Origin of the sequence: Bacillus jepli (assembly GCF_047238305.1) — a bacterium.
Classification (GTDB): domain Bacteria; phylum Bacillota; class Bacilli; order Bacillales; family Bacillaceae_L; genus Ferdinandcohnia.
This window is the reverse complement of record NZ_JBDFMO010000001.1, coordinates 4282967-4304360: the sequence shown is the minus strand read 5'-3', so window position 1 is coordinate 4304360 and position 21394 is coordinate 4282967. Positions and strand designations below refer to the sequence as shown.

The 21394-nt window shown below is 38.4% G+C and carries 15 protein-coding genes; all 15 read left to right on the top strand.

Annotated elements, in window-relative coordinates:
- Window positions 1–87 precede the first annotated feature (87 nt).
- The 15 genes from ABC371_RS21905 (at window position 88) to ABC371_RS21835 (ending at window position 21297) form a co-directional block, all read left to right on the top strand.
- Window positions 88–3324 carry an AfsR/SARP family transcriptional regulator gene (locus ABC371_RS21905; RefSeq protein ID WP_412898735.1) on the top strand — a complete coding sequence of 1079 codons (3237 nt, stop codon included), beginning with the start codon at window positions 88–90 and terminating at the stop codon, window positions 3322–3324.
- Between the two features lie 118 nt (window positions 3325–3442).
- Window positions 3443–4048 carry a TetR/AcrR family transcriptional regulator gene (locus ABC371_RS21900; protein WP_412898734.1) on the top strand — a complete coding sequence of 202 codons (606 nt, stop codon included), beginning with the start codon at window positions 3443–3445 and terminating at the stop codon, window positions 4046–4048.
- 15 nt (window positions 4049–4063) lie between these two features.
- Window positions 4064–5545 carry an o-succinylbenzoate--CoA ligase gene (locus ABC371_RS21895; RefSeq protein WP_412899421.1) on the top strand — a complete coding sequence of 494 codons (1482 nt, stop codon included), beginning with the start codon at window positions 4064–4066 and terminating at the stop codon, window positions 5543–5545.
- A gap of 16 nt (window positions 5546–5561) precedes the next feature.
- Window positions 5562–6575 carry a 3-oxoacyl-ACP synthase gene (locus ABC371_RS21890; protein WP_412898733.1) on the top strand — a complete coding sequence of 338 codons (1014 nt, stop codon included), beginning with the start codon at window positions 5562–5564 and terminating at the stop codon, window positions 6573–6575.
- A 97-nt stretch (window positions 6576–6672) separates the two neighbouring features.
- Window positions 6673–7932 (top strand): substrate-binding domain-containing protein, encoded by a 1260-nt coding sequence (locus tag ABC371_RS21885; RefSeq protein WP_412898732.1) that lies wholly within the window; start codon window positions 6673–6675, stop codon window positions 7930–7932.
- Between the two features lie 72 nt (window positions 7933–8004).
- The gene (locus ABC371_RS21880) at window positions 8005–8772 is read left to right on the top strand and encodes an ABC transporter ATP-binding protein (RefSeq protein ID WP_412898731.1); all 768 of its coding nucleotides are present in this window, start codon (window positions 8005–8007) and stop codon (window positions 8770–8772) included.
- Window positions 8756–9463 (top strand): ABC transporter ATP-binding protein, encoded by a 708-nt coding sequence (locus tag ABC371_RS21875; protein ID WP_412898730.1) that lies wholly within the window; start codon window positions 8756–8758, stop codon window positions 9461–9463. Before ABC371_RS21880 ends, ABC371_RS21875 begins: the two co-directional genes overlap by 17 nt.
- A 30-nt stretch (window positions 9464–9493) precedes the next feature.
- On the top strand, window positions 9494–10354 hold the full coding sequence (locus ABC371_RS21870; protein WP_412898729.1) for a branched-chain amino acid ABC transporter permease: 861 nt from the start codon (window positions 9494–9496) through the stop codon (window positions 10352–10354).
- A gap of 4 nt (window positions 10355–10358) precedes the next feature.
- The gene (locus ABC371_RS21865; protein WP_412898728.1) at window positions 10359–11366 is read left to right on the top strand and encodes a branched-chain amino acid ABC transporter permease; all 1008 of its coding nucleotides are present in this window, start codon (window positions 10359–10361) and stop codon (window positions 11364–11366) included.
- Between the two features lie 12 nt (window positions 11367–11378).
- Complete coding sequence (locus ABC371_RS21860; protein WP_412898727.1) at window positions 11379–11558, top strand: hypothetical protein; 180 nt, start codon at window positions 11379–11381, stop codon at window positions 11556–11558.
- A 6-nt stretch (window positions 11559–11564) separates the two neighbouring features.
- Window positions 11565–12587: a 3-oxoacyl-ACP synthase gene (locus ABC371_RS21855; RefSeq protein ID WP_412898726.1), complete on the top strand. Its 1023-nt coding sequence runs from the start codon at window positions 11565–11567 to the stop codon at window positions 12585–12587.
- A complete protein-coding gene (gene phaZ, locus ABC371_RS21850) occupies window positions 12578–13477 on the top strand; it encodes an intracellular short-chain-length polyhydroxyalkanoate depolymerase (protein WP_412898725.1) in 900 nt (299 codons plus the stop codon). Before ABC371_RS21855 ends, phaZ begins: the two co-directional genes overlap by 10 nt.
- A 127-nt stretch (window positions 13478–13604) precedes the next feature.
- On the top strand, window positions 13605–14342 hold the full coding sequence (fabG, locus tag ABC371_RS21845) for a 3-oxoacyl-ACP reductase FabG (protein ID WP_412898724.1): 738 nt from the start codon (window positions 13605–13607) through the stop codon (window positions 14340–14342).
- Between the two features lie 216 nt (window positions 14343–14558).
- Complete coding sequence (locus tag ABC371_RS21840; protein ID WP_412898723.1) at window positions 14559–16061, top strand: acyl-CoA synthetase; 1503 nt, start codon at window positions 14559–14561, stop codon at window positions 16059–16061.
- Window positions 16062–16341: 280 nt separating this feature from the next.
- On the top strand, window positions 16342–21297 hold the full coding sequence (locus ABC371_RS21835; RefSeq protein WP_412898722.1) for a 5'-nucleotidase C-terminal domain-containing protein: 4956 nt from the start codon (window positions 16342–16344) through the stop codon (window positions 21295–21297).
- Window positions 21298–21394 lie beyond the last annotated feature (97 nt).

The window sequence follows — 21394 nt, the reverse complement described above, 5'->3', positions numbered from 1 at the left end:
GGCTTGGATATGATAAAATAGTACCAAAATTATGAATTAATTTAGTGTAAATATTCCGGGGCATTTGATACGAAGGGAGGTTATGGAATGGGGACGAAAATTCAAGTTCTGCAAACAAAAATTACTCCACCCAATTTAAAGGACATCATTTTACGAAGACCGTCTTTAATGAAGAAAATGAAAACGATTGCAACGTACCCACTAACCATTCTACATTCGGGAGCAGGTTACGGAAAAACAACTGCACTTGCATCCTTTATTCATGATCAAAAAAATACGCCCTGCTGGTATAGTGTGGGTATTAATGATGACGATATTATTCCTTTTTTAACATATGTGGTCTACGCAATTCGAAAAAATCACCAAGGATTTGGAACGGAACTTCTTCTTTATGTTGAAAACATTGAAAGATATGTACGTGATGAAGAAATCAGAACACTTTGCTCGCTGTTTATCAATGAGATAACTGTGCTTAATCAGAATGTCATGCTTGTTATTGATGACTATCATTTGATTCAACACTCTTCGTCAATAGACCATTGGATGGCATGGTTGATCCAGCATCTTCCAATGAATTTAAATCTTGTCATCTCAAGTCGGATAAAACCAAGCTGGGATTTTCTAACTTCAATGACGGTGAAGGGAGAACTCCTTGAACTAAAACAGCGGGACCTTGTGTTTTCGTTTGATGAAGTTGAAGTTCTATTAAGTGATTTATATAAGGGTGATCTGACTGATCAAGATATAAAGAAAATTTTTTCACTAACAGAAGGATGGATTATTGCGATTGGAATGATTCGAGGGCAGCTTTCTTCTGATGGAGGATTGGAGGCAATTCTAAATAATAAATCGAAATCACTTGATGAATTGTTTCGCTTTCTTGCAATGGAAGTGTTCATGAAACAGCCACCGATGGTTCAACAGTTTCTTGAGAATACATGTATTTTTGAAGAATTGAACGGTAAAGTGTGTGATGAAGTTTTAGGAATCAGAAGCTCAGGTGAGATGTTAAAGGAACTTTCCGACCATAATCTTTTTTTACTTTCCATTGGAGAAGGACAATATCGCTACCATGCATTGTTTAAAGAATTTCTAGAGCAGCGTCTGTATTCGATGAATGAACGGCATTTTCATAATCTTCATATTCAAACCGCTCAATATTTTCAAAGGATAGGAGATTTCAATCAAGCTATCTATCATCTTGAGGAGTCCTGTGATTTTGAAAGAATTGCGGAAATCCTCCACCATTATGGAGAAAAGATGATTCAAAATGGACAACTTGAAGGGCTACTTGATCGGATTAAAAAGATCCCGGAATCACTTATGAACCATTATTATCTATTATGGCTTTATAAAGGAGAAGCGTTAAGATATCGCTGCTCCTATAAGGAGGCTGAGGATTGTTACATAAAAGCCATTCACTTTGCACATTCTGCAAGGGATTTAGAGGGGTTAAGCAGAGCCTATGAAGGACAAGCGAAAATTTATCTTGATACCATCCAACCTGGTAAAGCCGAGCGGTATTTATTACAGGCAATTGAAGCACTTGAGGAAAATGAAGCCTCCTCAAGTGAAGATAAAAGTAGAGTATATCAATTAATGGCTGAAAATCTAGCCAATGCTGGTCATGCAAAAAAAGCAAAAAAGTGGTATGAAAAAGGACGAGAGCTCAATATTCCATTATTGGACGGAAATTTAGAATCAAGATTATTTTTGCGGACTGGAAAGCTTTTTGAAGCGAAAAAAATTCTGACTCAAAAGAAAGTAGTTGAAGCGGATCAAAAAACGGTCCATTTACAGCAATCCCACCGTGAAACGGATTTGTTGTTATCGTTAATTGAGTCCTTTATGGGGAACGGGCAAGAAGCTAAGGAACTGGCGGAATCAGGTATTAAGCAAGGGGTACAATTTCAAGCACCATTTGTTGAAGCATGTGGCTGGATACGCATGGGTCATGCGGTCCAATTGCTCGATAAATATGACGCTTCACTTGCAATCCAATGCTATGAAACGGCGCTTGAAATCATGGATGAATTAAATATTGCAAGGGGTAAAGCAGAACCGTTAATGGGTTTATGTATTTTATACGGAAATCGAGGTATTTATGATCGAGCCATTGAATTTGGGAATAAGGCCTTGGAGGAAACAGAACAGGTAAAGGATGCATGGCTTTCCGCACTTATATTACTTTGTATGGGTATTTCTTCTGTTCATAATGAAAAATGGGAGGAAGCGAACAAATACTTAACAAGGTGTGAATCCTTGTTTGGAAATTGTGGTGATCAATATGGGATTGCCTTAACACAGCTTTGGTTTGCATTTCTCTATTATCAACAGAAAGATAAAGAGGCTTTTAACGAAGTTATTACTAGTTTTCTTAATAAAGTGCAGGTTGGTGGCTACGATTTTATCTTGACGAAACGCACAACTTTCGGACCACTAGATTTATATAATGTCGTACCATTGTTACTCGATGCACAGAAGGAAGGCATTCATCTTCCATACGTAAATCAACTCTTAAATAATTTAGGCTATTCAAATATAACGTCCCATCCTGGCTATACGTTACGTATTCAAACATTAGGTAGATTCCGAGTATGGCTTGGAAGCCAAGAAGTGGAGGAATCTGATTGGCAGCGTGGAAAAGCTAAAGAATTACTCGAGCTTTTTGTGACACTAAGAAATACAATGATTGCCAAGGAAGAAATATTTGCTACCCTGTGGCCAGATCATGATGAGGCGGCGGCAGCAAGAGACTTTAAGGTGGCTTTAAATGCATTAAATAATGCATTGGAACCAAATCGAGTGGCAAGATCAACACCATTCTTTATCCAACGAATTGGTTCATCCTATGGACTAAATCAACAAGCAGGCTATCAACTCGATATTATTGAGTTTGAAGAATGGATACATGCAGGTCTTCATGAAAAGGATACCGAACAGGTTATTAAGTGCTTAAGACGAGCATTGGAGTTTTACGAAGGAGATTATTTACCGAATCGCAGATATGAAGATTGGTGTTTAAGTGAGAGAGAACGGCTCCAAGTCTTATTTTTACGTGGTGCTGAACGGATTGCACAAAGCTTTGTAAAAACGGAAGAGTTTGACGAGGCCATTTATTGGTGTGAACAAATTATTGCTAAGGACCGGACATGGGAGGAAGCATATCGCTTGTTGATGTTCTGCTACTATCATAAAAATAACCGGCCACAAGCGATCAAATGGTATAAAAAATGCGTATCAGCATTGGAGGACGAACTAGGAGTAGAGCCAATGCAACCAACAAAACAAATGTATGACATGATTCTCCAGCATCAAAACTAGTTTAATAAGACTTGTTTGATAAACCATAACCTTCCGGGGATGGTTTATTTTTTTATTTTTAAAAACATATTGAAAAGTCAGTAAATGTGTATATAATAAAAGTTGAGAGGTGATTCAGGTGTCAGAAACAACAAAAACAGATCAAAAAGTATTGAGTCCTAAAGGTTTAGAGACAAGAGAGAAACTATTACGTGCAGCAGAGGAGGTATTTGGACAAAAGGGATACTATGAGACTTCAATTGTAAACATTTCACAAGAAGCAAATGTAGCACAGGGCACCTTCTATAATTATTTTCCATCAAAAAAAGATATTTTTGATGAACTTATTCGTCAATATAGCCGCGAGCTTCGTTTGGCCATTAAAGAAGAAATGGGTAAAGCTAAAACCTTCGAGGAAGCACAACGGAAAGGATTTAAAGCTTTCTTTACTTGGGTCAAAAACCGCAGAAATTTATATAGTATCGTTCAACAAGCTGTAGTAGTGGATAAGGACCTTTATCGCTGGTATTACGATAAACTTGCTAATGGATTCTTAAAAAGTTTATCTGCTGGAATTGGCGTAGGTGAATTTAAAGAGATTGATCAAGAAACGGTTGCCTATTGCCTAATGTCAATTGGTCAGTTTCTTGGTATGAGATGGGTGTATTGGGAACAGAAAGACGTTCCTGAAGAGGCTTTTGAGGCAGCAATGACACTTATTTTTGAAGGGCTAAAAAAAGGATAGAAGGGAGAGTACATGATGCAAGGCATTGCTTATTGGATTGAAAAAAGAGCTGAATTACATCCGAAGCGTATTGCCATTATCACAGAGAAGGAACAAATCACTTATAAAACGCTTAGTCAAGATGTAAACAATTTAGCTTCTTATTTAAAACTTAAGTTGGGTATAAAAAGAGGAGACCGTATCGGAATCTTGTCTCAAAATAGATATGAATACATGGTATTACTATTTGCTATTGCAAAGCTGGAATGTATTGCGGTCCCACTTAATATTCGCTTAACAGTAAAAGAACTTGTTTATCAATTAAATGATAGTGAGGCAGAGACTCTTTTTATAGAAGACACCTATCAACAAACATTGAATGCTTTGGAAGAGGAAACGTGCTTGAAAAAAATAATATCCGTTGACACAATTAGATATCTAAAAGGTGGAAATGAGAAGGTTTCAGTTGAAATAAATGAAAGCGCTCCCTATTTGATATGTTATACATCAGGAACAACTGGAAAACCAAAGGGGGCGGTTTTGACACAGAATAATATGTTTTGGAATGCCATTAATAATTCGCTCGCAATTGATATCACATCTAGTGATCGTTCCCTTTTATTACTTCCGCTCTTTCATATAGGAGGTATAGGCTTATTCGCATTTCCAACATTGTATGCTGGTGGGACCATCATTTTACCTGAGGGGAAATTTGATTCTGAAAGAGCCTTAATGATGATTGAACAGCACCAAGCGACAATCGTAATGGGTGTTCCTACAATTCATCAAGCGATTTTACATAGTCCGTCATTTGATAAAACAAATTTAAAATCTGTTCGCTGGTTTTACAATGGGGGTGCCCCATGTCCACTTGAAATTATCAAGTCGTTTTTTGATAAGGGGTTATTATTCGGCCAAGGTTTTGGGATGACCGAAACATCTCCCACCCTGTTTATGCTTTTGAAAGAGGATGCCGAACGAAAAATGGGTTCGATTGGAAAGCCTGCTATGTTTTGTGAGTATAAATTAATAGATTCGAAAGGGTCGTTGGTAAAAGCAGGCGATGTTGGAGAGCTCATTGTTCGTGGACCAAATGTGATGAAGGAATATTGGAATAGACCGGAAGCAACAGCTGAAGCTCTTCGTGATGGTTGGTTATATACCGGAGATTTAGCAAGGGTTGATGAAGAGGGATTTTTGTATATTGTCGGAAGGAAAAAAGAAATGATTATTTCTGGAGGAGAAAATATTTATCCATTAGAAGTTGAACAAATCATTGGGAAGCTAGAAGATGTTGAAGAAGTAGCTGTTGTTGGAGTTGTCGATCAGAAATGGGGAGAAGTTCCGGTAGCTTTTGTTGTAAAGACCAAGGAGAGTTTACTAACAGAAGAAGAAATAATCGAATATTGTTATCAGTTTTTAGCAAAATACAAGATTCCGAAAAAAATAGAATTTATTGATCAACTCCCTAGGAATGCGACAGGGAAAATCCAAAAGAACCGGCTTGTCAAAATATGAAAGGACGGTAAAACAGATGAGAACAGATAAGATCGGAATTGAAGCAACAAGTGTATATTTTCCAAAAGGAGTTGAAACAGCAGCGGAATTGGCTAAAAAAACAGGAATCCCTGAACAAGTCATTATAGAAAAATTCGGATTGTATCAAAAGCATGTCTCTGATGATTCCATGCAAGCAACAGATCTCGGAATCGAAGCAGCCAGACAAATCTTAGCGAATATAGATCCTTTATCAATTGATGTGGTTATATATTTTGGAAGTCCTCATAAAGATTATTTAGTTTGGTCAAGTGCACCAAAACTTCAATTTGAACTGGGAACAAAAAATGCCTATGCATTCGAATTAATGAATGTGAGCTCCTGCTTTCCAATTGCCTTAAAAGTAGCAAAGGATATGTTACGTTCAGATGAAAAAATTAATAATATTTTACTTGTTGGAGGCTGTAAAGAATCTCAAATAATAGATTATGAGAATCCTCGCTCTAGATTTATGTTTAATTTTGGAGATGGCGGGACGGCGGCATTAATAACGAAAAATTCTACTACAAGTGAAATTCTAGAAAGCTCGATCATCACGGATGGTTCATTCTATGAAGATGTTCGTGTACCGGCCGGAGGTTCCAAATTGTTCCCAAGCTTGGAAACAGTAAAAAATCGACAACATTATATCGATGTTCTTGATCCATCTAGCATGAAAGAACGGCTTGACCCTGTATCGATTCTGAATTTCGAAAAAGTGATTCGACAAGCAGTACAAAGTAGCGGATATTCACCTCAAGACATAAAAGTTCTTCTCCCACTTCATACGAAACGCTCCATGTTTAGAGAACTACTTCACACATTCCAAATTCCAGAAGAAAACGCAGTCTATTTAGAGCACCATGGACATATGTCCGCACTTGACCCCTGTGTTGGTCTCCATTTTGCACAGGAGCAAGGAAAACTAAGAGATGGAGATATTGCTGTAGCTGTGAGTGCCGGAACTGGTTATACATGGGCAGCTACTGCAATTCAATGGAAGGTTAGCTAATTACACAAATATATCTGTAACTAAAATGTAACTATCACCGAGTACGATTATCTCAGGAGGTTTTACAGTTTTAATGATGAAAAAGGGGGAAGGAAAAATGAAGAAATTCTCATTTCGTAAAATGCTTTTCTTAAGTCTGCTTGCCATGCTTATGGTAGTTGCAGCAGCTTGTAGTTCAGGATCTTCAACGACAGAAGAAAAGAAACCAAGCTCAGGTGATTCAGACAAACCAGCAGAAGAAACAAAAGCAAAGGATCCGATCAAAATCGGTGTGCTCGCTTCATTAAGTGGTGGACTTGAATCATACGGAAAACAAACAACACAAGGATTTGAACTTGGGCTTGAATACGCAACTGACGGAACAATGGAAGTCAATGGACAAGAAATTCAATTTATTGTAGAAGACACTGAAACAAAACCAGAGGTTGCGATTCAAAAAGCTACTAAATTAATTGAGGAAGACGGAGTCGATTTCCTAGTCGGTTCTTCAAGCTCAGCAGATACATTAGCCGTTCTTCCACTAGCTGAGGAATACGAAAAAATCATGATTGTTGAACCAGCCGCTGCAGACAGTATTACAGGCGCAGACTGGAATGAGTATATTTTTAGAACAGCGCGTAACTCTTCACAAGATGCGGTTGCGGGTGCAGCAGCTATTGCAAAAAAGGGTGTAAAAATCGCGACACTTGCTCCAGACTATGCTTTTGGTCGTGATGGAATAGCAGCCTTTAAGGAAGCAGCAGAAGAACTTGGTGCTGAGATTATACATGAGGAATATGCAGACCCTGCAGCAACTGACTTTACATCTAATGTCCAAAAGATTATTGAAGCAAAGCCTGATTATTTATATGTTGTATGGGCTGGTGCAAACACACCTTGGAACCAAATCGCAGATATGAAGGTCCAAGAAAATGGTATTAAAATCTCGACAGGTGCTCCAGATATTCCGGCACTTGCTACCATGGATGCCTTAATTGGAATGGAAGGATTCACAGTGTACTATCATCAACTTCCTAAAAATGATATTAACGATTGGTTAGTTGAAAAGCATAAAGAAAAGTTTAATGGAGAGGTTCCAGATCTATTTACTCCAGGTGGTATGACCGCTGCATTAGCAATTGTTGAAGCAATTAAAAAGACGGATGGCGATACAAATGCAGATAAGCTTATTGAAGCAATGGAAGGTATGAGTTTTGACACACCTAAAGGAAAGATGACGTTCCGTGAAGAGGACCATCAAGCCCTTCAAACGTTATATGCTATTCGCCTAGAAAAGGTGGATGGTGTGGATTATCCAGTACCAGTCTTAATGAGAGAATTAAGCCCTGAGGAAACAGCACCACCAGTTCGCAACTAAAGTCAATTAAGGAACTTCGGTAGTGAATTTTTCTACCGAAGTTTCCTTTTAGAAAAAAAGAGGTGAGACTACGTGAAAAATATTATTGAAACGAAGGAACTGACAATAGCATTTGGAGGACATGTTGCTGTTGATAAGGTGAATTTTACAGTTCCTCCAAACCACTTCAAATCCATCATCGGACCAAATGGTGCAGGTAAAACAACTTTTTTCAATCTGCTAAGTGGTCAGCTTTCACCAACCAATGGCCAAGTTTTCCTAAAAGGTGAAGATATTACAAAGCTTTCTCCCACTGCACGTACACGTAAGGGAATCGGTCGTTCCTTTCAAATTACAAATGTTTTTCCAAATCTGACAGTATTAGAAAATGTGCGTTTGGCCGTTCAATCCGTGGCAGGAGTTAGGTACCAAATGTTTAAGCACTTCCGCAAATATCGACAATTCGAAGAAAAAGCTTTACACATTTTATCGCTTGTTCTTCTTGATAATAAAGCAGATGCAATTGCAAAAAACTTGGCACATGGCGAAAAAAGAAAGTTGGAAATTGCCATGCTTTTGGCATTGGAGACGGAGGTTCTATTACTAGATGAACCAACAGCCGGAATGTCGCTGGAGGAAGTTCCTACAATTCTTGAGGTTATTAAAAAAATTAAAGCAGAAGGGAATCGTACCATCATTTTAATTGAACACAAAATGGATATGATTCTCGATCTATCTGATAGTGTAATGGTTTTATTTAATGGGAGATTGCTTGCTGATGGAACACCTGAAGAAATCATGAACAATGAAACAGTCCAATCAGCGTATTTAGGAGGTTTGTACGATGACACTGCATCTTAAGGTAGAGGGAATCCAAACGTATATTGACCAATTTCATATTTTACAGGGCGTCTCATTTGAAGCGAAAAAAGGAGAGGTTACGGTTCTTTTAGGAAGAAATGGTGCAGGCAAAACAACGACCCTGAGGTCAATTATGGGACTCAATCCACCGGCTAAAGGAACAATTGAATATAACGGGGAAAACATTGCCGGACTTGCAACCTATCATATTGCGGCAAAGGGGATTGGCTATGTACCCGAGGATCAAGGAATATTTGGAGAGTTAACAGTAGAAGAAAATATGAAGGTCGCGATCAAAAAGGAAAACGACGAAACAAAGGACCGGCTCGATTATATTTTGAACTTATTCCCCGACCTGAAAAAGTTTTGGAAACGAAAAGGGGGGAACCTAAGCGGTGGGCAAAAGCAAATGCTCTCGATCGCAAGGGCTTATGTCAATAATAATGATTTACTTTTAATAGATGAACCGAGTAAGGGTTTAGCCCCTATTGTGGTAGAAAAAGTGATGGAATCTATCCAAGAGATAAAGTCTAAGACATCCATCGTACTTGTTGAACAAAATTTTATTATGGCAAGTACAATTGGAGACCGATTTTTCATCATTGACGATGGAAGAACTGTTCATCATGGTGACATGAAGGAGTTAAAGGAAAATGAACAACTCCGCAAACAATATTTAGGAATAGCATAACGAGATATTCTAACGGGAGGAGGATAATTTGTGGATGCAATCATTAATTTAACGATCAATGGACTTGCTACAGGTATGTTGATTTTCCTGCTTGCAGCAGGGTTAACGTTAATTTTTGGACTTATGGATGTCTTAAATTTTGCCCATGGTGGTTTATTTGCATGGGGAGCATATGCTGGTGTTTGGTCATATGGGCAAACCGGCAGTTTCTTAGTTGGGATCATTACAGCTTTGATTACCGGATTAATTTTGGGGTTGTTAATTGAAAAATTTATTGTTACCCCTGTATACGGAAATCATGTCCAACAAATTTTGATAACACTTGGGGTCATGATCGTCCTTTCCGAAATGTTAAAGGTCGTTTGGGGACCAAACCAATTAAGTGCGAAAACCCCTGCATATTTGAGTGGAAGCTGGGAGTTTGGTGGGGTTATCCTCATAAAATATCGATTATTTATTATTTTAGTTGGGTTCTTAGTTTTCTTCCTTATTTACTACATTCTAAAAAATACAAAGATTGGCTTAATCGTTCGTGCGGGCGTTATCAACAAGGAAATGGTCCAATCGCTTGGAATTAATATTAAAAAGATTTTTATGCTCGTTTTTATGGTAGGTGCAGCAATGGCCGCACTTGGGGGTGTATTACTTGGACCCTATTCTGGACAAATTTATGCGGAGATGGGTATGGAATTTGCTATTCTCGCATTTATCGTTGTTGTCATCGGGGGAATGGGAAGTATTACAGGGTCACTATTTGCAGCGATTTTAGTAGGGTTATCAGGTGCTTTCATGGCATACTATGTCCCAGAATTATCACTAGCAGTTAATATGCTACTGATGGCCATTGTATTAATTTTTAGACCACAAGGATTATTCGGGGCAAAGGGGTGAGGAAATGAGGCTTCTAACTAATTCTTCAAAAGCAAACATCATATATATTGCGGCAGCGGTATTTCTTCTATGTTATCCATTTATTAATGACACTAGAAGTATATTGATTTTATTTACACAAATTTTTATCTTTGCTGTCTTTGCTATGAGTTATGATATTTTACTAGGTTTTACAGGGATTGTTTCATTCGGGCATGCGATGTTTTTCGGAATTGGTGCTTATGCAACAGGTGTTCTTTTACATCGATTTGAACCAACAGTTCCCATTTTTCTACTATCAATCATAGTTGGAATGATTCTGTCAGCCATTTTAAGTTATATTGTCGGTTTGCTCTCACTTCGGTTAAAGAGTCACTTCTATGCCATGCTGACATTGGCGTTTTCGGGCTTATTTTTAGTAGCTGCTGAAAAATGGCGATCATTAACCCGGGGGAATGATGGATTTACGTTCCGCATACCAGATGTATTAAAAGACCGTATGACCCTCTATTTTGTCACATTGATTCTAATGATTATCGTATTTTTAGTGTTAAAAAGATTTACAGAATCACCTCTTGGCAGGGTTCTCCAAGCGATTCGTGAAAATGAACCACGAACAGAGTCACTAGGCTATAATGTGATTCATTATAAAATTATAGCAAGTATTGTTGCAGGGGTAATTGCAAGTGTTTCCGGATCGATGTATGTTGTCACACTAAGGTTTGTCAATACATCGGTATTTGCTCTCGATGTAACTCTGGATGCTCTTCTCATGACAATTATCGGAGGGGTTGGAACATTAGTTGGGGCCATCATTGGAGCGGGGCTTATCGAATTTGCCCATCACTGGCTAACTGGGCTTGCAAAGGTGCACTGGATTTTTGAACGATGGATGATCTTCTTTGGCATTATATATATATTAGCTGTTATGTTCTTCCCAATGGGAATCGTTGGAACTGTTAAGTCATGGTTCTATAAAAGCAAAGGGACCACTAAAACGAAAGACTGTGAAAAAGAAAAAATAGCCGGCTAAGGAGAGAGGTCCATGAATGATAATCAAACCATTACTTCATTCGTTGTCCGTTGTGCGCTGGTTGATGTCGATAACCAGACAATGAAAAAGCACTGGCGTATAAAGGTTAGTCATGTCCAGGGGGAAGATGAGGTAGTTGTGACAGATTTAGATGATGCCGTTGAGTTTATGAAACGTGTAATAGAGGAGTGACCTACTTTGGAATCAGTTGGAGTTTTAAGTACAGGGACATACATTCCGAAAGACTTTTTAACCTCGGAAGACATTTCAAAAAAAAGTGGGATACCAAAGGAAATCGTCGAGACCAAGCTTGGTATTTTGAAGAAACCGATTCCTGGAACAGATGATCATACATGTGAAATGGGCATAAAAGCTGCAAGAGAAGCTATCAAGAAGGCAAACATTGACCCATTGGAAATTGATTTAATCATCTATATCGGAGAAGAGCATAAGGAATATCCTTTGTGGACAGCAGCCATTAAAATGCAACAAGAGCTCGGAGCCTCGAATGCGTGGGGCTTTGATGTGGCAATGAGATGTGGAACGACAATCATGGCGATAAAGGTAGCAAAGGATTTGATGAAAGCAGATGACTCCATAAAAACGGTATTACTAGCGGGTGGCTATCGAAATGTCGATTTTATTGATTACGAGAATCCTAGAACTCGCTTTATGTATAATTTGGGAGCGGGTGGCGGTGCCATCCTGCTACAAAAAGGGATCACAAAAAATCACGTACTAGAAAGTCATATTATCACAGATGGTGCTTTTTCTGAGGATGTCGTAGTCGTTGCGGGTGGAACAAAGAACCCGATAACCAAAGAAGCCCTTGAGCAAAAATTAAATATGCTTGATGTTCTTGACCCAGAAGGGATGAAACAGCGACTTGAAGAAAAGTCGATGGCGAACTTTCTTCTGGTGATTCGAACAGCCGTACAAAAAAGCGGGTATACCGAAGCAGATATTGACTACTTAGGCATTCTTCACATGAAAAAATCGGCCCATGATTATGTGTTGCAAGAGTTAGGGCTTACCCAGGACCAATCCATATATTTGAATGAATACGGACATATTGGTCAAATCGATCAAATACTTTCTATGGAATTGGCGGAAAAAAAAGGTAAAATAAAAGAAGGGGATCTTGTTGTTCTCGTAAGTGCCGGTATTGGATATGCATGGGGTGCCACGACAATTAAATGGGGGGATTGTGAATGTCAGTGATTGAACTGAAAACGGTTAATCTCGAAAATGGAGAAACATTGGGCTACAGGGAACGTGAAGGAGGAGAAAAAATAGTTCTACTCATTCATGGGAACATGTCATCATCGAAACATTGGGATGTTGTCATTGAAAATCTTGATAGCGATTACAAGGTATATGCGGTGGATATGAGAGGCTTTGGTATTTCAACCTATCATAAACCGGTACAATCTATTAAGGACTTCTCAGATGATATTAAACTATTTGTTGATGAATTAGGCTTATCAGATTTTATCATTGCTGGTTGGTCAACAGGTGGTGCCGTAGGAATGCAGTTTGTAGCTGACCATCCAGGACTTTGTTCAAAATTAGTGTTACTAGCATCAGCATCAACAAGAGGTTTTCCAATCTTTGGTTTAGGTGCCGACGGACAGCTGGATTTTTCAAATCGTTTGAAGACAATGGAAGATATTCATAGTGATCTAGCACGAACAATCCCAATTCAAACTGCCTACGACAATCGAGATAAAGAAGTTCTGAAAGCTATCTGGAATGCTGCTATATACACAAAAAATCAGCCTAAAGAGGCTCACTACGATGAGTACTTAGAGGATATGATGACTCAACGAAATCTTGCCGATGTCTACTATTCACTAAATACCTTTAACATCAGCCATCACCACAATGGGTTAACAGAAGGAACAGGCCAGGTGGATGATATCAAAATCCCAGTCTTAGTACTACGCGGGGATCGGGATTATGTTGTAGTAGAAAGTATGGCAAAGGAAATTATGGAAGATATGGGAGATAACGCTACATTTATTGAATTAGAAGACTGTGGACATTCTCCATTAATTGATAACTTAGAGCTATTGTTAAAACATATGCATGAATTTATAAGATATGAGTAAGCACCTTGAACAGCCCCGACAAGCGCTGGAACCCCGACGAGGAGGCTGTTGCCGCCGCAGGAGGGTGAAGCGACCTCGAGGGGCTAGGTGCTGAAGCTAGACAAATCGGAAAAAAGGAGCCAGCAAAATGAGATTAAAGGATAAGGTGGCAATCATTACGGGAGCAGCAAATGGGCTAGGATTAGAAGCAGCTATTACATTTGTACGTGAAGGCGCAAAGGTTGCCTTAACAGACTATGATACAAGAGGCGCTGATAGAGCTAAGGAACTGAAAGAACAAGGTGCCGATGTTGAATTTTTTCAGGTCGATGTAGCAAATAGAGAGAGCGTTGATGAAATGGTTTCCGCTGTAATGGAGCGATTTGGAAGGATTGATATTTTAATAAATAATGCAGGGATTACTCGGGATGCAATGCTGACAAAGCTTTCTCAGGAGGATTTTCAAAAGGTTATTGACGTGAATTTAACAGGTGTTTTTAACTGCACTCAAGCTGTCGTACCTCATATGATTGCTAACGGAAAAGGGAAAATTGTCAGTACCTCGTCTGTAACTGGTGTTTACGGGAATGTTGGTCAAACCAATTATGCGGCATCAAAAGCTGCAGTAGTCGGAATGACGAAAACATGGGCAAAAGAACTAGGAAGAAAAGGGATTAACGTAAATGCAGTTGTACCAGGATTTATCGAAACAGGGATGGTTGCTTCCGTACCTGAAAAGGTCATCAATCAAATGAAAATGATGATTCCTCTGCAAAGGCTTGGAAAGCCTTCAGACATTGCGAATGCGTATTTATTTTTATCTTCCGATGAATCTGATTACGTGAACGGAACAACCTTACATGTTGATGGTGGGATTATGATGTAGTTTTATTTAGGAGCCGATAATATGGCTCCTATTTTTTTCCTTTTAGCCTATCTCAAAGACAAACTAATGTAAAAAGTAACATGAACTATCTCCGAAAGCCTACCCCGAAGACAAACCGTACATACTATTCCCACGCCCATATCCTAATGTAACTTCTATGTAACTACTATCTTCTATAGTAAGAATAGAATTAAGTAGAAGTAAGGAGAGATAGTTGTGAGGTGGGAACTGGATTGGATCGCAAATCGGGCTCGACTATCACCTGATTCGATTGCTGTTGTAGATGGTGAGACGGGAAGCCGTTTTACATTTCAAGAATTAAATAAACGTGCGGAAAATATCGCCTATTATTTCAAAACCATCGGAATAAATAAGGGAGATCGGATTGCACTACTATCTCCGAATGATATTTGTTATTTCGATTTGCTGTTTGCCTGTGGGAAAATCGGGGCAATTTTTGTACCGCTAAATTGGCGTTTATCAAGTGAAGAAATAGATTACATCCTTTCAAATTCATCACCAAGGCTAATTGCTTTATCTAATAATTTGGAAGGCTTATTAGGGAACAAATCATCTAGGCATGTCATAAAAATTGATTCAGAGGAATATCAACAAATTGCGAATGTATCAAGTATTTCCAATGTGCAAGAGGAAATGATTCAAGAAGATGACGCCTTAGCGATTATTTATACAGGCGGTACAACAGGTAAACCAAAGGGCGTGGTCCTAACCCATCGATCGATTATGTGGAATGGGTTAAATACGATCGTAAGCTGGAATTTATCAGCAGAAGATGTGACATTAACGTATATGCCGATGTTCCATACGGGTGGGCTTAATGCCTTATCCATTCCGATTTTAATGATGGGGGGAAAGGTAGTAATTGCGAATAATTTTGAGCCAAATCGAGCAATCCAGATTATCAATCAAGAGGGTTGCACCGTCGTATTACTTGTTCCAACGATGTATCACATGATGGTTAACACTCCATCCTTCAAGGATGTGAAATTTCCAACCATGCATACTTTCTTATCAGGAGGAGCTCCATGTCCGCTAGAAATTTATCAGGCGTTTGAAGAAAAGGGACTATCCTTTAAAGAAGGATATGGACTAACAGAGGCTGGTCCAAATAATTTCTTCATCGATCCTAAGATTTCAAGATTTAGAAGGGGGTCTGTCGGGAAGGCGATGTTTTATAATGATGTGAAAATCATGACTTCTGATGGGAGGGAAGCCAAGGCTGGAGAAGTAGGAGAGCTTTTAATTCGTGGAAAGCATGTATTCCATCATTACTGGAATAATCAAGAAGCGACTAAGGAAGCGTACCATGATGGATGGCTCCATACCGGTGATTTAGCAAGATGTGATGAGGAAGGCTATCACTATATTGTTGGTCGAAAGAAAGAAATGATCATTACTGGTGGGGAAAATGTCTATCCTTTAGAGGTAGAACAATGCATTAGTAAGCATCCAGCAATCAACGAAGTTGCGGTGATTGGTGTCTCGCATCAAAAATGGGGCGAAATGGTAATTGCTATTATCTCGTTAATGCCAGACCAACAAGTGTCTAAGATGGAATTAAAAGAATTCTGTCAAGAAAAAATCGGTAAATACAAAGTTCCGAAAGAGTTTATTTTTGTAGAAGAAATACCAAAAACACATGTTGGAAAGATAGATAAGAACCATTTGCAAAAAACATATGAAAATTTAGTTGGGTGAAAAAATGATATGCAAAAAACGACTACTAGTTTAATTGGTAGTCGTTTTTTTAGTATTATAGGATTTTTCAGAGACTGCTAAGAAATATTGTTAATCAAAGTAAAATAGTAAAAAAATACTAACGTTAAATCGTGACTATTTACCTAACGTTCGTGTTTTATAGGTAAAATAGATTGAAGTTATGTTTAATTTTCGTAAATTATATTGACCTATATTTACTTTGCCATTATCCTGTAGGCGAACCAATTTCTACTAATTCACTAAGTGAGGGGAGAACGCTGTGAAAAAAGTCATAGTGAAAAAATTACGATCAATCTTATTTGTGCTTAGCTTAATAGTGCCTACTACTCTATTAAACTTTGCACCTGCTGTAAATGCGGCAGAAGAAAATGCGAGTACAACTGAACAACAATCATCCTTTATAACAGTAGCAGAAGCGATTGCTAATAATACGGGGATAGCTACAGTGCAAGGATACATAGTGGGAACAGCTAAGAGTGGATCAAGTTATGATCAAGTTGTACCATTTGAAATTGCTACTAACCTTGGTTTAGCAGATGATCCAAACGAAACAAATCCAGTTAACATCTTACCGGTACAGTTACCGAAAGGAGATGTTCGTACAAATTTAAACTTAATGGATCATCCAGAAAACTTTCAAAGAAAAGTAGCTATAACAGGCAACCTTGAGCTATATTTTAGTGTGCCAGGATTAAAAAGTGCCTCTTCTTATGAATTTCTTGATGGTGACTCCAATCCTGGTGAACCAGAACAACCATCCGTAATCAGCATTGCTGAAGCACGTGCTAAAGGTACGGGTTCAGCAACAGTTAAAGGAATTGTAACAGCAACATTAAAAAATACAATTCACATTCAAGATGAAACAGCTGCGATTGCTGTTCGTCCAACGTCCTTAGATGTTCAACTTGGCGATGAAATCACTGTAAGTGGTTCATTACAAGATTATCGAGGGCTATTACAACTAGATTCAGCAACACTAATTGAAAAAATGGAAGATAAAGGCGAACCTGCACCAATAGAATTAGCAGGGGCAAATGTTAATGAAGAAAATGAATCTAAATTAGCAGTTGTCAAAAATGTTGAACTTGTAAAAGTTAATGAAGGCAGTGGTTGGGCAAATTACACGGCTAAAGCTGAAGATGGTACAGAGTTCTTAGTTCGTGATGAAAAAGGCACATTGGAATTATCAGTAGGTACGACATATGATTCGATAACTGGTATCGTTCAACAATTCGACCAAGATTATCAAATCATTCCTCGTGGACAAGCAGATATAATTGAGGATGCAACAAAAGTTCAATCAGTAAATGCATCTCATCCTACCGGCACCATTCCAGGAGGAACGCAAGTAACATTATCTACTACAACTGAAGGTGCAGACATTTACTATACAACAGATGGAACTGAACCAACAGTTGAGAATGGTCAAAAATACAGCGAACCGATCACAATTGAACAAGATACAACAATCAAAGCGATTGCTGTAAAAGAAGGCCTAACCGCTAGTGAAGTGAAAGAATTTACTTATAAAGTATACAATGCTGAAGATATCAATATCCATGATATCCAGGGAGAAGCTCAAGAATCTCCGCTCAAAAGTTTAACAGTTGGAAATGTTGAAGGTATCGTTACGTATACCTACAAAATCGGAAGTGGCAACTATTTTCATATGCAAACGCCAGATGACCAAAAGGATAACAATCCAAAGACATCTGAAGGGATTGTCGTTTATACAGGGAACCAAGCGAATGTAAAAGTTGGTAATCTAGTAAGTGTAACAGGTACAGTAGATGAGTATCATATTGATGGTTACAGTAATACAAAAAGTGACACTGACTTACCAGTAACTCAAATCAATGCAAGAGATGATCGTGGCGGTGTAATAACACTACTTGAGGAAGCGGTTGAATTACCTGAACCAATAATAATTACAAGCGAAAACCTTCCAAACCAAGTAATCGATAATGATAGTTTTGCTGAGTTTGATCCAGAAGAAGATGCAATTGATTTCTGGGAAAGCATTGAAGGTATGCTTGTTGAAGTAGGAACAGTGAAGGCTGTTGCACCTCAAGAGCATGGAGATTTAATTACCGTTCTTGAAAATAGAGAAACAGATACAATCCATGGTGGCGTATTATTTACTGATGACAATGCGAATGCGGATCGTATCCAATTCAAAATGTATGATAATTATGAAGCAAGAGACTTTGAAGTAGCAACAGGAGACAAATTTACTGGCCCGATTACTGGTGTCGTAAACTATGGTTTCCAAAACTTTAAGATCTATGTTGATTTAGCAGACATGCAATCAAAACATGTTGAAGGCAATACAGAACCTGAGACAACAACGATTGTTAAAGAAGATGATAAGTTAACAATTGCGTCTTATAATCTAGAAAATTTCTCGAATAATACAAAAGAAACATCAAACGATAAAGCACAGAAACTAGCAAGAGCATTTGTTCAAGATATGGAAAGTCCTGATATTATCGGGGTAACTGAAGTTCAAGATAACAACGGTCAAGATGCAGGTGATTCAGCTGCAAATGAAAGCTATGAACGTTTAATTCAAGCAATTGTTGATGCAGGCGGTCCTTCATATGAATATTTAAACATTGACCCTATTAATAATGAAGATGGTGGAGCACCAAATGCCAATATCCGTGTTGGATTTTTATATAATCCAGAACGTGTTTCTTTACCAGAAGGGATAACGGCCGGTGATGCTACAACTGCAGTCGGTTATGAAAATGGTAAATTAACTCATAACCCTGGACGTATTGATCCCACAAATCCTGCATTTGATAACAGTCGTAAACCTTTAGCTGCTCAATTTACCTTCAAAGGTGAAGATGTAGTTGTGATTGCAAACCACTGGAACTCCAAATCAGGAGATACTCCTTTGTTTGGTTCAACACAACCACCTGTATATGGTAGTGAGGTACAACGTAAACAAATCGCAAATATCGTGTATGACTTTGTAGAAGAAATTAAAGCTGTTAACCCAGATGCAAATATCGTATCTGTTGGCGACTACAATGATTATCAATTCTCTGATTCTATGAAAATATTTGAAGGCGAATTGATGACCAACATGATAAACCATGTTGAACAAAGTGATCGTTACACATACTTGTTCCAAGGTAATTCACAAGTTTTAGACCATATTGTGGTATCTAATAACCTAGTGCCAAGAACAAAGATTGATATTTTACACATCAATGCAGACTTTACAGATATGGCCGGACGTGCAAGTGATCATGACCCGGTAATGGTACAAGTAGATTTAAAAGACAATTTCGACCTAACCGTAATGCATACAAATGATACACATGCAGCCCTAGATAATATGCCTAAAACAGTGACTGCAGTGAAAGAAGAAAGAGCAAAAGACCCAAATGCACTTCTTCTACATGCAGGGGATGCATTTACAGGTACCTTGTATTTCAATGAGTTCCAAGGTGCAGCAGACTTAGCCATGATGAACTTGATGGGCTTTGATGCGATGACCTTTGGTAACCATGAATTTGATTTAGGATCTTCAGCTGAAGGTCATCAAAAATTAGTCGAATTTATCCAAGGTGCCACATTCCCATTTGTTAGTGCAAATGTTGACTTCTCGAAGGATGCTACATTCGCTGGAATTTTCAATGATTCTATCGCAGCAGAATTTAAAAATGGCCAAATTTACAATGGAATTATCAAAGAGATAAACGGTGAAAAAGTGGGTATCTTTGGTTTAACAACGGAGGAAACAGCCGATATCTCAAGTCCAGGTTCTATTGAATTTGAAAACTATCTAGAGGAAGCTGAAAAGGCTGTAACAGCTTTGGAAGCAGAAGGTGTTAACAAGATTATTGCATTAACCCACATCGGATATGACGATAATGCAGCGGTAGACAACGACTTAACACTTGCTGAAGAAGTAGAAGGCATTGACGTAATTGTTGGTGGACACAGCCATACAACATTATCTGAACCTGTAGTTGTTGCAAAAGACGATACACCAACAGTCATCGTTCAAACAGGAAATGCGAACAGCAATCTAGGGGTATTAAATGTTGAATTTGATGAAAATGGTGTAGTAGTAGCCCATGATGGTGGTTTAGTGCCAATTGGTAATCAAGTGGATGATCCTGAAGCAGCCGAAATATTAGCACCATTTAAAACGCGTGTCGATGAGGTAGCTCAGGAAGAAATTGGTGTAGAAACTCCAATTGAATTAGAAAACCCTCGTACAAATGGTGATAATTCAAAACCAAGCGTACGTAAGAACGAAACAATTCTTGGTAACTTGATTACAGATGGTATGCTTACAAAAGCAAGAGAATTCACCGGTAAAAATGTCGTAATGGCGTTACAAAACGGTGGTGGTATCCGTTCAGCTATAAATGCAGGCCCAATCACTGTTGGTGAAGTTATCACTGTTCTTCCTTTTGGAAATACGTTAGCAACAATGGAGATAACAGGTGCTGAGCTTAAAGAAGCGGTTGAAATTTCGTTAAGCAAGTATCCAGGAGAGAATGGCGGCTTCTTACATGTTGCAGGAGGTAAGGTTGAATTTGATTCGTCCAAACCAGCTGGGGAACGTGTAGTTGAAGTTTACATCAAGGATTCCAATAATAAACTGGTTGCGGTTCATGATGATACAACGTACACCATTGCAACAAATGCATTCACAGCAAAAGGCGGCGATGGCTATGATGTATTTGCAAAAGCGTATGAGGAAGGCCGTGTAACAGATCTTGGACTTTCTGATTGGGAAAATTTCCGTGACCATTTAATAAGCCTTGGTAGTGATGGAATTCCAACTGAAATTGATGGCAGAATTGTTAATATTCTTACAACACCGGGTGAAGAACCGGAAGAACCTCAAATTGTTGTTGTTACTCCAGAAGTTGAGCGAGGGAACAAATATGTTGTAACAGCAAATGATTTCGGTGATTTAACAGATGGAGCAACTGTTAGAGTTGAAGTACCTGAGAAGAAAAATACAATTTTTGTATCAGTGAGTTCTGAAGCTGTTGCAGAGCTTAAAGAAGCGGATGCAACATTCGTAATTTCTAATAACGCTAATGAACTTCAAGTTCCTGCAGCTGAATTGCCTGATGGTGAAATTGAAATTAAAGTGCAAAAGAACAATCGTAAGGGTGCTTTAGATGCTTATGATTTTGCAATGAAATCCAAAGGTAAAGGATTTCAAAAGTTGAAATAAAATATAATGATGAAGGCCATAGAACTTGTTTCTATGGCTTTTATAATGGAGAAATTAAACGAGATTATCTATAAATGGCTTGTTTGAAAAAGGAAAT